8 protein-coding genes are annotated in these 14,191 nt (G+C 70.1%); 3 read left to right on the plus strand and 5 right to left on the minus strand.

What is annotated here, in order from left to right; genetic code table 11:
- Window positions 1–161: 161 nt before the first annotated feature.
- Both EJ357_RS44040 and EJ357_RS44045 read left to right on the plus strand, forming a co-directional pair.
- Entirely contained in the window at window positions 162–1,286 is a 1,125-nt protein-coding gene (locus tag EJ357_RS44040; RefSeq protein WP_126397916.1) for an NAD(P)H-dependent flavin oxidoreductase, read from the plus strand.
- Window positions 1,283–2,842 carry an acyl-CoA synthetase gene (locus EJ357_RS44045; RefSeq protein ID WP_126397918.1) on the plus strand — a complete coding sequence of 520 codons (1,560 nt, stop codon included), beginning with the start codon at window positions 1,283–1,285 and terminating at the stop codon, window positions 2,840–2,842. Before EJ357_RS44040 ends, EJ357_RS44045 begins: the two co-directional genes overlap by 4 nt.
- 37 nt (window positions 2,843–2,879) lie before the next feature.
- On the opposite strand, the gene EJ357_RS44050 is transcribed toward EJ357_RS44045, so the two are convergent.
- From EJ357_RS44050 to EJ357_RS44065, 4 genes are all read right to left on the minus strand, one after another.
- Window positions 2,880–5,792 carry an ATP-binding protein gene (locus EJ357_RS44050; RefSeq protein WP_126397920.1) on the minus strand — a complete coding sequence of 971 codons (2,913 nt, stop codon included), beginning with the start codon at window positions 5,790–5,792 and terminating at the stop codon, window positions 2,880–2,882.
- Window positions 5,793–6,046: 254 nt separating this feature from the next.
- A complete protein-coding gene (locus EJ357_RS44055; protein WP_228472798.1) occupies window positions 6,047–7,081 on the minus strand; it encodes a (-)-alpha-amorphene synthase in 1,035 nt (344 codons plus the stop codon).
- Window positions 7,038–8,516, minus strand: a complete 1,479-nt coding sequence (locus EJ357_RS44060; RefSeq protein ID WP_126397922.1) for a cytochrome P450 — start codon at window positions 8,514–8,516, stop codon at window positions 7,038–7,040. Before EJ357_RS44060 ends, EJ357_RS44055 begins: the two co-directional genes overlap by 44 nt.
- A 213-nt stretch (window positions 8,517–8,729) precedes the next feature.
- The gene (locus EJ357_RS44065) at window positions 8,730–11,162 is read right to left on the minus strand and encodes a penicillin acylase family protein (RefSeq protein WP_126397924.1); all 2,433 of its coding nucleotides are present in this window, start codon (window positions 11,160–11,162) and stop codon (window positions 8,730–8,732) included.
- 131 nt (window positions 11,163–11,293) lie between these two features.
- Between EJ357_RS44065 and EJ357_RS44070 the strand changes: the two genes are divergently transcribed.
- Window positions 11,294–12,793 (plus strand): acyl-CoA synthetase, encoded by a 1,500-nt coding sequence (locus tag EJ357_RS44070; protein WP_126397926.1) that lies wholly within the window; start codon window positions 11,294–11,296, stop codon window positions 12,791–12,793.
- On the opposite strand, the gene paaK is transcribed toward EJ357_RS44070, so the two are convergent.
- Window positions 12,790–14,085, minus strand: a complete 1,296-nt coding sequence (gene paaK / locus EJ357_RS44075) for a phenylacetate--CoA ligase PaaK (protein WP_126397928.1) — start codon at window positions 14,083–14,085, stop codon at window positions 12,790–12,792. The genes EJ357_RS44070 and paaK overlap by 4 nt on opposite strands.
- Window positions 14,086–14,191 lie beyond the last annotated feature (106 nt).

Consider the following 14,191-nt stretch of genomic DNA (forward strand, 5'->3'; position numbering starts at 1 on the left):
CTCCCACCACGCCGGCTGAAAGTATCTTTCCGGGATCACCTTGCGTGATGAAACTTTCATGTCAGTAGGGCTCGGTGTCAACGCCCCGTTCCACTCAAGAGATCTGACGGTGTATCAGAAAAGGTCTTCCGTCGTTCGGAGGACTGCGGCATCCTGCGCCCATGCAGACGGAGCTGAGCAAGAAACTGGGAGTCGAGCACGCCGTCTTCGGCTTCACGCCGTTCCCCGCCGTCGCCGCGGCCATCAGCCGGGCCGGCGGCTTCGGAGTGCTCGGCGCGGTCCGCTACACCGCCCCCGACGACCTCAAACGCGACCTCGACTGGATCGAGGCCCATGTCGACGGCAGGCCCTATGGCCTGGACGTGGTCATGCCCGCGAAGAAGGTGGAGGCTCCGAAGGACCGAACACTGACCGAGGCCGATGTCGAGGCGATGATCCCGGAGGGGCACCGGCAGTTCGTCAAGGACACCCTCGCCAAATACGGCGTGCCCGAACTCGCCGAGGGCGAGGCTTCCGGCTGGCGCATCACCGGGTGGATGGAGCACGTGGCCCGCACCCAGCTCGACGTCGCCTTCGACTACCCGATCAAGCTGCTCGCCAACGCCCTGGGCTCACCGCCCGCCGATGTGGTGGAACGCGCCCATGACCAGAACGTCCTGGTCGCCGCACTCGCGGGCAGTGCCCGGCACGCCGTCAAGCACAAGGAGCGCGGCATCGACATCGTGGTCGCCCAGGGCTACGAGGCGGGCGGCCACACCGGGGACATCGCCTCCATGGTGCTCACCCCGGAGGTCGTGGAGGCCGTCGACCCCCTGCCCGTACTGGCCGCAGGCGGCATCGGCAGCGGCCAACAGGTGGCGGCGGCACTCAGTCTGGGCGCCCAGGGTGTGTGGCTGGGCTCCATATGGCTGACCACCACAGAAGCCGATCTGCACTCACCCGCCCTGACCCGCAAGCTGCTCGCCGCCGGTTCCGGCGACACGGTGCGCTCCCGCGCCCTGACCGGGAAACCCGCACGCCAGCTGCGCACCGAGTGGACCGACGCCTGGGACGACACGAGCGGGCCGGGCACCCTGCCCATGCCCCTGCAGGGCCTGCTGGTCGCCGAGGCCGTCTCGCGCATCCAGAAGTACGAGGTCGAGCCGCTGCTCGGCACCCCCGTCGGCCAGATCGTCGGCCGGATGAACAGCGAACGCAGCGTCCGGGCCGTCTTCGACGACCTCACCCGCGGCTTCGAGCGAGCCGTCGATCGCATCAACCGCATAGCCGGAAGGAGCGGCGAGTGACGAGCACGAGCACCCCCCCGGCGGGCTTCTGGGCCCAGGCGGCGGCCGATCCGCACCGCACGGTCCTCGTCGCCCCCGACGGCGAGGAGTGGACCGCCGGCCGTCTGCACGCCGCCACCAACCGCCTCGTCCACGGCCTGCGCGCGGCCGGCATGCGGCGCGGCGACGCCTTCGCGGTCGTCCTGCCCAACAGCGCCGAGTTCATCATCGCGTACCTGGCCGCCAGCCAGGCGGGCTTCTACCTCGTGCCCGTCAACCACCACTTCGTCGGCCCGGAGATCGCCTGGATCGTCGCCGACTCCGGAGCCAAGGTGCTCCTCACGCACGAACGCTTCGCCGCCCCCGTGCGAGGCGCCGCGGACGAGGCCGGACTGCCCGTCACCCACCGGTACGCGATCGGCACGGTCGAGGGCTTCCGGCCGTACGCCGAACTGGTCGACGGGCAACCGGAGTCGGCGCCCGCCGACCGCACCCTCGGCTGGGTCATGAACTACACCTCGGGCACCACGGGCCGCCCGCGCGGCATCCGGCGCCCGCTGCCCGGCAAGCTCCCCGAGGAGGCGTACCTGGGCGGCTTCCTCGGCATCTTCGGCATCCGCCCGTTCGACGACAACGTGCACCTCGTCTGCTCGCCGCTCTACCACACCGCCGTTCTCCAGTTCGCCGGCGCGTCGCTGCACATCGGCCACCGCCTGGTCCTGATGGACAAGTGGACGCCCGAGGAGATGCTCCGCCTGATCGACCGGGAGAAGTGCACCCACACGCACATGGTCCCGACCCAGTTCCACCGCCTGCTCGCCCTGCCCGAGGAGGTGCGCGCCCGCTACGACGTCTCCTCCATGCGGCACGCCATCCACGGCGCCGCCCCCTGTCCCGACCACGTGAAGCGGGCGATGCTCGACTGGTGGGGCCCGTGCGTGGAGGAGTACTACGCGGCCAGTGAGGGCGGCGGCGCCTTCGCCACCGCCGAGGACTGGCTGAAGAAGCCCGGCACGGTCGGCAAGGCCTGGCCCATCAGCGAACTCGCGATCTTCGACGACGACGGCAACCGGCTCCCGCCCGGCGAACTCGGCACCGTCTACCTGAAGATGAACACTGGTGGCTTCGCCTACCACAAGGACGAGTCCAAGACGCGCAAGAACCGCATCGGCGACTTCTTCACCGTCGGCGACCTCGGATATCTCGACGAGGACGGCTACCTCTTCCTCCGTGACCGCAAGATCGACATGATCATCTCCGGCGGGGTCAACATCTACCCCGCCGAGATCGAGTCCGCACTCCTCGCCCACCCCGCCGTCGCCGACGCGGCCGCCTTCGGCATCCCGCACGACGACTGGGGCGAGGAGGTCAAGGCAGTGGTCGAACCGGCCCCCGGCCACGACCCCGGCCCTGCCCTGGCCGCCGCGATCCTCGACCACTGCGCCGACCGGCTCGCCGGCTACAAACGGCCCAAGAGCGTCGACTTCATCACCGAGATGCCACGCGATCCCAACGGCAAGCTGTACAAGCGGAGGTTGCGGGACCCGTACTGGGAGGGGCGCACGCGACCGGTGTGACCGAGCCCGGCGCGGGCGTGCGGCTCGGCCGACGGCTTCAAGGGCGAACAGGGGGAAAGGTCTCCCACGCCTTGGCGAGGCCCGCGGCATCGGTGCCGACCTTGCGGTAGACACCGGACAGCAACTGCCGCACGCCCTGCTCGGTGAGACGCAGTTCCTTGGCGATCACCGGCAGAGGGAGTCCCTGGAGGGCCAGTTCGGCGGTACGCCGCTCCTGTGCTGACAGCGTGTCCGCCTGCGCGTAGCGCAGCGGCAGCGGCCGCATCCCCGCCGCCGAGAGCTCCTGCCTGGCCCGGGCGGCGAGCCCCTCGGCCCCGCAGTGGACGGCGCCTTCCAGGCCTTGGTAGAGCCGGTCTGCGGCTTCCTGGAGGCGCCCGCTGCGGGACAGGGCGGCGCCGTGGCCGATCAGTGCGCGGGCGAGTTCGTAGGCGGCGGGGGACTGCTCAAGGTGCTCCACTGCCTCCGCGTGCAGCTTGAGCGCACCTGGTCCGCCGGTTACCTCAGCCTCGACGTGGAGTGCCTGGCCGATCGTGGAGGCGGCACCGAAGTCCCTGGCGCGCTTGACGGCGTCGCGGGCGAGGGACAGTGCGCGCCCGGGGGCCGTGGGGGCGAGGGCGGACGCCAGGTGCAGCTGCCAGGGACACCAGGAGGGGTTGCGCCAGCCCCGTGCGTCCAGCCATTCCCCGACGGCGGACAACAGGTCCGCCGCCTCGGCGAGCCGCCCCTCGGCCAGCAGCAGCTCGGCGTACACCGTGCGGGGGTCGGGGTAGATGACGGCGTTCGGGACGACCTCGCCGTAGTGGTAGGTGTCGGCGAGGCGCCGCGCCTGCGCTGTGCGGCCGCGGGCGAGCAGGGTCTGGATGAGGATGCCGATGGCGAACCACTGGGCGGGTACCGCGCCCGCCACCCGGTTCGCGGTGCGCAGCCCGGCCCGTACGAATTCCTCCGCCTCAGGCAGGCAGCCCCTGCGGTAGCGGATGTAGCCGAAGAGAGTCTGCCCCTGCGCCAGGTGGGAGCCGCGCCAGCCCATGCGCTCGCACTCGGCCATGCCTGTGGTGAACAGTTCCTCGGCCCGCCGCGGCTGGTCGCAGTACATGAACACCAGGGCTACCGAGACCGGAACCTCGAAGCCCCGGTTCTCGTCCGTCCAGCTCAGACCACCTCGCAGGGACTCCTCCGCACAGGCGAGGGCCGTCTGCCGGGGTTCGCCGCGCACAAGGGCGTCCCAGGCGCGCAGACCCAGGATGTACCGCTCCTCCAGACCGCGGCCCACCAGACGTTCGGCCAGGCGCGTCAGCCTGCGCGAGCGGGCGATGGAGTCGGGCTCATCGGCGCGGAAGGCGCTCCAGACGAAATGGTCGGCCTGCATGCGCAGTCGGAGGCGTGGATGTGTGGCGAGCCGCGCCTCGTCGGCGGACACGGTCGCCGCCTCGGCCAGCCGGTCGGTGTGGGCCAGTGCCTGGGTCAGCCGGTAGACGATGGAGGCCCGCAGTCGGGGGTCCAACCCGGTCTCCGCGAGCGCCTCTTGCAGAAGGCTGACCGTGGCCGTGGGGTCGAGCAGAAAGGTCGAGCACGCGAGGTCGTGGAGGAGTGCGGCCCGGTCCTCCGGAAGGGGTGGCTCCTGCAGCGCTCGGGCCAGGACACGCCGGGCGGCCTCCGGAGCCCCGGCACGCAGATACTCACGGGCGGCCTCGCGAAGGCAGTCGACCACCTCGCGCCTGCCTTCGCAGGGAACCTCCAGCAGATGCCGGGCGGCGGCGGTCGGTCCCAGCCCCGCCGCCCGCACTGCTTCCGCGGCCCTGTCGTGCAGGCCGACCCGCAGGCCCGAGGGGATGGACCGGTAGATCGTCGTGGCGATCAGCGGGTGCACGAACTCCAGGCTGCCCCCAGGACCCTGGGCACAGGACAGGATCCGGGCGGCGCGCAGTTTGCCGATCGCTTCGACGGCGTCCTCGCTGCCGATCACCGCTAGCGTGGCGGCGAGTTCCGGGGACACCGGCGGGCCCAGTACGGCGGCGGCATGGGCGAACCGGAGGGTGGTCGTGCCGAGCCCGCGAAGGCTCTCGATCAGTCCAGGGCCCTTGACCGCCGCGGCCAGGTCCCGCATCGTGGCCAACTCCTCCTGTGCCCCTTTGAGATTCTGCTCGGCGAGCCTGATGGCGAGTTCGACGGCCTCGAACGGGCTTCCGCCGGTCACCGACCAGCATTCGTCGCAGAACTCGTCCGCGGCTCCCTCTCCCAGTTCGTCCCGGACGATCTGGGCCACACCGGCGGCGCTGAGCCGCGCCAGCGGGTGGGGGCGGTTCCCGTGGCGTTCGACGACCGTACGGAAGGCGGCCGCCTCCGCCGGCAGCTCGTCGGGCCGGTACGCGACGAGGACCAGGAGCGGGAGATCAGCTGCCCGCGGGATGAACGAGGCGAGCCAGCCGAGGGACTCGAGATCGGCCCAGTGCAGATCGTCCAGGAGCAGGACGAGGGGTGCTTTCATCGTCGCCAGGCGCGTCATGACCCAGTCGAGGCCGTCTCGCACCCCCGTGGGATCCGGCGCGTGGACGGTGTCCGTCGCCGCCTCCAGGCCGAGCGCCACGGCGACGATGTCGTACCAACTTCCCAGGAAGGTACGGCGTTCCGCCTCGTCCATCGTGGCCAGGGCGGGCTGGACGAGCTGGCGCACCAGACGGAAAGCCAGCTCCTGTTCGTTCTGGCCGCCGCAGGCCGAGAGCACCGTGAAGCCTTGGGCCGCGGCGCGGGCGCGGGCCTTCGTGAGGAGCGCCGTCTTGCCCAGCCCGGCCGGACCGGTGAAGGCGAGCAGTCCACTGGGCCGCGAACGCTGCACCCCGTCGGCGGCCTCGCGCAGGTCCGACAACGCGGAGTCGAGCGCATGGAGTTCCCGTTGGCGCTCCAGCAACGGGCGGGGCTCGGTGTTCGGTTGCCACGACCCGTGCGCCATAGGCCCTACCGCTTCCTGTCGTTGATCCTCGGAGGACTGCGCAGACAGTACGCACTGGTGGGTGCTCGGTGGTGGGAATGGGGCAGGAGAATGACAGAGATGGATGAATCTCGCGCCGAAGTGGTTCTATTGTCCGCTCTTCGGGTAGGGAATGTCGAATAATCCCTCTCGGTGGCGCAGGCGTGGGGCCCAGGGAATCGTGGTCGGCAGGGAGCCGTGCGCCCGCCGCGCGGTCTCGGCGGGCGCAGGACGTCTCACAGGAGGGCAGGCGTCAGGGCCGCGTCCACATACCGTGGCACGGTGCGGGACCAGTAGTAACACCCGCGGATCCAGCCGGCCATGCCGTCCACGTAGCCGATCCCGGCGGGGCTCAACTCCGGTTCGATCTCCTCGTAGAGCCGCTCGAACTCCCTGATCGTGCTGTTGATCTGCTGGATGGCCAGCATGACGGCCACCGGAAGCGAGCATCGGTGGGCCCGCTGGTGGGCCAGGGCCAGATTGATCACTCCGCCGGCTCGCTGCTCCTTCACGGAGGAGAACAGGTCGGGTATCCACACGGCCGCATCGGCGGAGAGCCGGCTCAGGCGTTGCACGACCGGGTGATGGAGTTCCTCGGAAGACAGTTCGCGCGGTTGTGCCGCTTCGGCCAACGGGAAGAAGGGTTCGACGCCCGCGGTCAGCGACCGTATCGAGGTGCTCAGTTTCATGCGTGGAGGGAGAGGCTTGGCCTGGGCCACCGCCTCGTAGAGCAGGCCGTGTACGTACTCGCGGCTCTTCCAGGCCCAGCGTGCGGCCTGTGCGGGGGTGCACCTCAGCCGGACCTGTCGGTGCAGATCGGCCAGCGCCGCGCCCAGACGGGTGCTGGGCGAAGCATCGTCGCGCAGGATTCCGATGCTCTCGCACAGCATCGGCAGCAGCCGGTCCGGCGACTGTCGGCCGATCTCCTCGGCCCGGTCGTCGAAGATGAATTGATAGGCGATTTGATTGGCCACGATCTGAAGGACGTCCAACTCCGCCGTCGGGCTGTTGTAGGACGCGAGTTCTGCCGGCCTCGTGAAGGCGATCATTGCCGCCACCCCCACTTCGTCGGTCAGCCCGCACGAGCGTAACCACACGTCGACTCCGGCGGCCGCTGCGGACGCATGGCTATTGCTCAGGAACGGGAAGGGCATATGGAGATGGGCGTCGATCAGTTCCGTCAGATTGGAGGCCGCAATTCCGCCTTGCGTGGCGAGCGTGACTTCCTCATGCGCCGTCGACACCGTTGCCACCTGCCGTTCGGGAGTCATGTACGCGAGGTGCTGCGGCTGCCCAGGTTTCGGGGGAGTCCACCCGATGAGGTGTGCCGAGGGGGCGTGGGCCTCGCGGTTCGCAGACCATCACCAGTGACCGCGGCCCCAACGTCGCCGCGGGACGCAGTCGTTCGACGTGCCCGGGCAGATGGCGCAGACGCCAGTTCCGGGCTACGAACGCGAGGGCCATGGTGGCCTCCCTCATGGCGAAAGCGTCACCTATGCACTTACGGCTGCCCGCGGCGAACGGAATCATCGCCCCGTGCGGGACGCCGACGGCCTTCCCCGGCAGCCAGCGGTCGGGGAGGAAGCGATCGGGGTCGGGGAACGAGGCGGGGTCGTGCTGGAGGAGGTACGGGCTGTACAGGACGGTGGCTCCCGGAGGCAGACGATGGCCGGCCAGATCCGTTTCCCTGGTCGTGACACGGGTGAAGAGCCAGCCGGGCGGGCGGTGGCGAAGTGTCTCGGTGAGGACGAGTCGGGTGCGGACGAGGCGCGGCAGTTCGTCGGGACCTGCCAACTGGCCTTGCGCGAGTACGGCGTCGACTTCGGAGTGCAGCAGGACCTCCTCCTGCGGGTGTCGTGCCAGCAGGTCGAGGGCGGAGGTCAGGCACAGGGCGGTGCTCTCGGCCCCGGCGAACAGGAGGGTGATGAGCTGGTCGTGGACTTCCTGTCCGGTGATCGCTCCGGCGTCGTCGGCCATGGCCGTCAGCAGAATCCCCAGCACGTCGGTCCGGTCGCCGCACGAAGTGGCTCGTCGGCGCTCGGCGATGGCCGTGTCGACGATCGCGTGCACGCGGTCGACGGCACGCCGGTAGCGACGGTTCGCGGGCGTGGGAACACGGAACAGGGCGTCGACCGGAACCACCGTCCGCACGAAGAGGCCGCGGACGATGGTGGCGAGGCAGCTGCGTATCTCCGCCCCGGTCGTGGCGTCGAGCGAGTCGGAGAAGAGGACGCGGCTGATCACCCGCGTCGTCAGCGCCAGCATGGTCGCGCTGACGTCGACCTGCCGGCCGGCGTGCCACTCACGGCACACCGACTCCACCTCCTCGGCCATCAGGGCCGTGTGGTCGGCGACGCGGGCCGCGCGGAAGGCGGGTTGGAGCAGCCTGCGCTGCCGCCGGTGCGCCTGATGGGGGCACGTGCCGACCCCGTCGCCCAGCAGCGGTCGCAGCCTGTCGTAGAGCGGGCCCCCCTTGTCGAAGGTGCGCGAGTCCATGAGTACCTGGTGGACCAACTCCGGATGGCACACCATCCAGGCGCGCTGGGGACCCAGCCGTATCTCGACCAGGTCCCCATGGGCGGGTAAAGAATTCAGAAACGTCAACGGGTGACGGTACAAGGCGATACCGTGGCCGATGAATGGGAATATGCCTGGCGCAGTACCCACCCTCCAGGCGTGTTCTTGTTCAGGCACTACTCGGTTCATCGAAAACCCCCTGCCTCATTCGGCGCTCGAAATCCATGGGCGCTACATTGACTTGGCCCTTGGGTAATGTCCTGCCCAGTGCGCACCTGTGTTGAATGTTGCGAATCCTTTCTTCGGAGGGGCGCACAGGGGCACAAAGAAGCACAAGGGTGCATTCGAGGCGTTCAAAAAGGGTGGTCCCGCGTGTCACCGCGGGACCACCCGGCGTCAAACTCAGTCGCTCACCCGGACCACGCGCAGCGCGGGCGAAGCCAGAATGTCCTTCTCGCAGAACCGCGACGTCACCCACTTCTCACCGGAGAACACCCGGGTCTGATCGCTGAAGTGGGGCGAGTTCGGATTCGAGGACTGCGAGTACGTCAAGAGCGTGCGGGCCACCGGACAGCGGCTGCCGTCCCAGCCCACCGCCTGGATGTGGCTCGAGCCGGTCATCACCTCCGTATAGCCGCCGCCCGCCGGATTCCACACCGGCTCGATCTTGTTCCACACACCCAGCCCCTCGGTGCCGCCCGGAATCGGAATGCGCCGCCCGTCCCGCACGGCGAACTGGTGCTCACCGAGGCGGGAGTCGAGTGCGATGCCCGCGGCCCGGAGCTCGGCGACCGCGTCCGCGAGGGCCGTGGCGAAGCCGGGGGCGTCGGTGTCGAGGGTGTTCGGGGTGTGCACCGGGTCCGCCGCCGAGAAGGGCACCTTCCAGCGCTGGGCGGCCGGCACCTTCGCCGTCAGCTTGCGCCAGAACCGGTCGAAGAGCAGGGCGCCCCGGCTGCCGGTGTCCGCCGTACGATCCCAGGCGGCGAGCACCGAACAGGCCTCGGAGACGTCAACGGCCTTGCCGTCACTGCCTGTTGCCGCCCCTCCGGGAAGCGCGGCACACGCCTTCGCCACGTCGGCCGCGGCCAGGTCGCCCGCGGGCACCCGGTTCGCGAACTGCTGCCGCTCCAGGTCCCGGACGGTCAGACCGCCCCGTTCCGCCATCGCCGCCACGTCCTCGACCGCGCCACGCGTGCGCAGGGAGCGCTGCGTGCCGACGGTGCCGAAGACCCGCTCGTAACCGGTGAGCGGCCGGTCGGCGTTGGCCAGCCACGCGCTGTCGTTGGAGTTCTCCGCGTACGGCGCGTCCTTCAGCGTCGGCATGCGTGCGGGCCCGAAGATCCCGGACTGGACGGCGTCGGCGTCGCTGCCGAGCGAGCAGTCGCCGCGGGAGCCGTCCAGGACCGCCAGGCCCGCGGCCGGGTAGGTGGCCCTGCCCAGATCCGTGGAACACCGGGCCGCGAGGTCGTCGGTGATCCGGGGCAGCACCTGCGACTGGGTGTAGAGGGAGTGCCCCGAGGAGTCCGCGGCGATCGTGTTCACCCACGGGATCCCCTGATGCCGCTCCAGGGACGCGAGGACGTCCGCCGTGCCGCGCGCCTTGCTGAAGCCGAGCGAGGTGTCGGCGAACCGCATGTTGGCGGCATTGGGGTCGCCCAGCGCGTACGCCGTCGTCGTGGTCCAGGGCAGCGGGAGCTCACCGTCGGCGGAGGCGACGACCGGGCCGAACCGCGTCCACCACTGGGTGCGGGTCACCGGTGCGCCGTCCTTGACCGCGACGGTCACGGTCCGCTTCGTCATCCGGTGCCGCTTGCCGTCCACCACGTACACGGTGGGGTCGGCGGGATCCAGCGTCAGACGATGCAGATTGAACGGGACGCCGGTCGACACCGTGTGGCTCCACGCCACATGGGAGTTGTACCCGATGGAGATCGTCGGCGAGCCGAGGAGTGCCCCGCCGGCGACGTTCAGCTCGCCGGGGATCGTCTGCTGTGCCTGCCAGAAGCGGCGTCCGCCGTGCCACGGGTAGTGCGGATTGCCCAGCAGCAGGCCGCGGCCGCTGGCGGTGGTGTCCCCACGGAAGGCCACAGCGTTCGACCCCATGTCCGCGTCGGCGGTCCGCTCCCGCACGGCCCGGATCAGGGCCGCGGCGTCCGGACTGGTCGCGATGGCCTTGGCGCGAGCCGCGGATCCGGTGGGTGGCTGGGCGGACGTGATGTCGTCCACGGCGCCGCCCTGGCCGCCGAGCACGGAGACGGCGTAGAAGCGGGCGGCCACGTCGAGTGCGGTGACCGGCCGCACCCAGGCGGCCTTCCTGCACGCGGGGTCGGTGATCCGGTTCTGCTTCAGCCAGGTGTTGTACCCGGCCGCGAAGCCCCGCATGAGGTCCTTGACCTGACGGCTCGGGCCGCGCGGTGCCGGCTGCGCGAGGAGCTTCTCCACTGTGCGCGTCTGACGTACGCCGCGGAAGTACAGGTCGCTGGAGAGGTTCGTGGTGGCGGAGGAGAGCGAGAAGTCGGTCGCCGCGTCCGGACCGAAGAAGCGAGAACGCTCGCCGCGTACGGTCACGAAACCGTCGGCGAGGGTGCACACCTGGTCGGCTGCCTGAGCCCAACCGGTGCCGAAGCCGAGGGACCTGTAGTCCTTGGCGACGATGTGCGCAATGCCGTACTCGGTGTAGCGGACGACGGCGGACAGACCGCCGTGCGAGAGCTGTTCCTGACGGTCGGGCCTGTCCGGACGGTCCTGCTGATCGGCCGCGGCCGCGGGTAGTCCGGCCGTGGCGGTGAGCAGGGCGACGGCCGTGACGACGAGCCGTCTGAAGCGGGTGCGCATCGTGCCTCCCAACGTCATTGAGGGAAGGAGCCGTTGAGCGTACCAACGGGTATGTGTCCCCGGCGCGGTGTTCTGTTCCCGCTCTGCGTCCTGCTTGACCTGTCCGTGCGGCGCACCGAGGATCATGTGTCATGACGCCTGGACACGGCAGCACGGTTGACGGGGTGCTGCGACGCAGCGCCCGGCGCACCCCCGCGCGCGTGGCGGTCGACTACCGCGACCGCTCCTGGACGTACGAGGAACTCGACGAGGCCGTGTCGCGCGCGGCGAGCGTCCTGCTCGACGAGGGCCTCGCCCCCGGCGACCGGGTCGGCGCCTACGGGCACAACTCGGACGCCTATCTGATCGCCTTCCTCGCCTGCGCCCGCGCCGGCCTCGTCCACGTCCCGGTGAACCAGAACCTCACAGGCGACGACCTCGCGTACATCGTCGGCCAGTCCGGCAGTTCCCTGGTCCTCGCCGACCCGGACCTGGCGGACCGGCTTCCGGCAGGCGTCCGTACGCTGCCCCTGCGCGACGCCGACGACTCACTGCTCGCGCGCCAGGCGACGGCGCCTGCCCACGACGGCCCGGAGCCGCGCAGCGAGGACCTGGTCCAGCTGCTCTACACCTCGGGTACGACCGCCCTGCCCAAGGGCGCGATGATGACCCACCGCGCCCTGGTGCACGAGTACCTGAGCGCGATCACCGCCCTGGACCTGAGTGCCGGCGACCGTCCCGTCCACTCACTGCCGCTGTATCACTCGGCACAGATGCATGTGTTCCTGCTGCCGTACCTCGCGGTCGGCGCCACGAACACGATCGTCGACGCGCCCGACGGCGACCGGCTCTTCGACCTGATCGAAACGGGGGGCGTCGACAGCCTGTTCGCCCCGCCCACGGTGTGGATCGCCCTCGCGGGCCGCCCCGACTTCGCGACCCGCGACCTCGACGGACTGCGCAAGGCGTACTACGGCGCCTCGATCATGCCGGTGCCGGTCCTGGAGCGGCTGCGGGAGCGGTGGCCGAAGCTGGCCTTCTACAACTGCTTCGGCCAGAGCGAGATCGGCCCGCTGGCCACCGTGCTGGCCCCGGACGAGCACAAGGGCCGGCTGGACTCCTGCGGTCGTACCGTCCTCTTCGTCGACGCCAGGGTGGTCGACGAGGACGGCGAGGACGTGCCCGACGGTACCCCCGGAGAGATCGTCTACCGCTCCCCGCAGTTGTGCGAGGGCTACTGGGACAAGCCCGAGGAGACCGCCGAGGCCTTCCGGGACGGCTGGTTCCGCTCCGGTGACCTCGCGGTACGGGACGCGCACGGCTACTTCACCATCGTCGACCGGGTCAAGGACGTCATCAACTCCGGCGGCGTACTGATCGCCTCACGCGAGGTCGAGGACGCCCTGTACACGCATGAAGGCGTCGCCGAGGTCGCCGTGATCGGGCTGTCCGACGAGCGGTGGATCGAGGCCGTCACGGCGGTCGTCGTCCCGCGCGGCGAGGTGACCGAGGCCGAGCTGATCGACCACGCGCGCGAGAAGCTCGCCCACTTCAAGGCGCCCAAGCGGGTGGTGTTCGTGGACGAGCTGCCGCGCAACGCCAGCGGCAAGATCCTCAAGCGGGAGCTGCGGGAGCGTCTCGCCGGTGACTAGCGCGGACGCAGGTCCTGGATCCGGCGGATCTTGCCCACGGACCGTTCGAGCGACTCCGGTTCGACGATCTCCACGGCGACCGACACCCCGATGCCGTCCTTCACGGCCGCCGCGATGGCCCGCGCCGCTTCCTCCCGGGTCTCGGGCGACGCGTCGGGGCGAGCCTCGGCCCGCACGGTGAGGGCGTCGAGCCGGCCCTCCCGGGTGAGCCGCAGCTGGAAATGCGGGGCCACGCCCGGCGTGCGCAGCACGATCTCCTCGACCTGGGTGGGGAAGAGGTTCACACCGCGCAGGATCACCATGTCGTCACTGCGGCCGGTCACCTTCTCCATCCGGCGGAACACCCGCGCCGTGCCCGGCAGCAGCCGCGTCAGATCCCGCGTCCGGTACCGGACGATCGGCATCGCCTCCTTGGTGAGCGAGGTGAAGACCAGCTCGCCCTCCTCACCGTCCGGCAGCACCTCGCCGCTGATCGGGTCGACGATCTCGGGGTAGAAGTGGTCCTCCCACACATGGAGCCCGTCCTTGGTCTCCACACACTCCTGCGCGACCCCCGGCCCGATCACCTCGGACAGCCCGTATATGTCGACGGCGTCGATCGCGAACCGCTCCTCGATCTCCTGGCGCATCTGCTCGGTCCAGGGCTCGGCACCGAAGACGCCGACGCGCAGGGAGGTCCCACGCGGATCGACGCCCTGCCGCTCGAACTCGTCGAGGATGGTGAGCATGTAGGACGGCGTCACCATGATGATCTCCGGCTTGAGGTCCTGGATCAGCTGGACCTGACGGGCCGTCATCCCGCCGGACGCGGGGATGACCGTACAGCCCATTCGTTCGGCCCCGTAGTGTGCGCCGAGCCCACCGGTGAACAGCCCATAGCCGTACGCCACATGGACCTTGTCGCCGGGGCGCCCGCCCGCCGCCCGGATGGACCGGGCCACCATGTCGGACCACAGGGAGAGGTCGGCCTCGGTGTAGCCGACGACCGTGGGGCGGCCGGTGGTGCCGCTGGAGGCGTGGATGCGGCGGATACGGTCCTGGGGTACGGCGAACATTCCGTACGGGTAGTTCTCGCGCAGGTCGGCCTTGGTGGTGAACGGGAAACGGGCCAGGTCGGCGAGTGAGTGGCAGTCCTCGGGCCGCAGCCCGGCCTTGTCGAAGGACTCCCGGTAGAACGGCACGTTGTCGTACGCGTGCCGCAGCGACTTCCGCAGTCGCTCCAGTTGCAGCACACGCAGCGCCTCCGGGTCGAGGAGTTCCCCCGAGTCCAGCAGCTCCGTCGCATCCGCCATGGGGACTTCTCCCTCGCCAACCGCACCAATCCGGACGACCGATCATTCGGTCCGGGTGTTCGGGATCAGTAATTCAGGCGGTGATTGATCAGGCAAGAGGGCGGCC

Source organism: Streptomyces cyaneochromogenes, from assembly GCF_003963535.1.
GTDB lineage: Bacteria > Actinomycetota > Actinomycetes > Streptomycetales > Streptomycetaceae > Streptomyces > Streptomyces shaanxiensis.

Excerpts from the sequence above, each read along its gene's own strand:
- EJ357_RS44040 (WP_126397916.1), top strand. The coding sequence starts at position 162 with ATGCAGACGGAGCTGAGCAAGAAACTGGGAGTCGAGCACGCCGTCTTC.
- paaK (WP_126397928.1), bottom strand. The coding sequence starts at position 14,085 with ATGGCGGATGCGACGGAGCTGCTGGACTCGGGGGAACTCCTCGACCCG.
- EJ357_RS44065 (WP_126397924.1), bottom strand. The coding sequence starts at position 11,162 with ATGCGCACCCGCTTCAGACGGCTCGTCGTCACGGCCGTCGCCCTGCTC.
- EJ357_RS44055 (WP_228472798.1), bottom strand. The coding sequence starts at position 7,081 with ATGACTCCCGAACGGCAGGTGGCAACGGTGTCGACGGCGCATGAGGAA.
- EJ357_RS44060 (WP_126397922.1), bottom strand. The coding sequence starts at position 8,516 with ATGAACCGAGTAGTGCCTGAACAAGAACACGCCTGGAGGGTGGGTACT.
- EJ357_RS44070 (WP_126397926.1), top strand. The coding sequence starts at position 11,294 with ATGACGCCTGGACACGGCAGCACGGTTGACGGGGTGCTGCGACGCAGC.
- EJ357_RS44050 (WP_126397920.1), bottom strand. The coding sequence starts at position 5,792 with ATGGCGCACGGGTCGTGGCAACCGAACACCGAGCCCCGCCCGTTGCTG.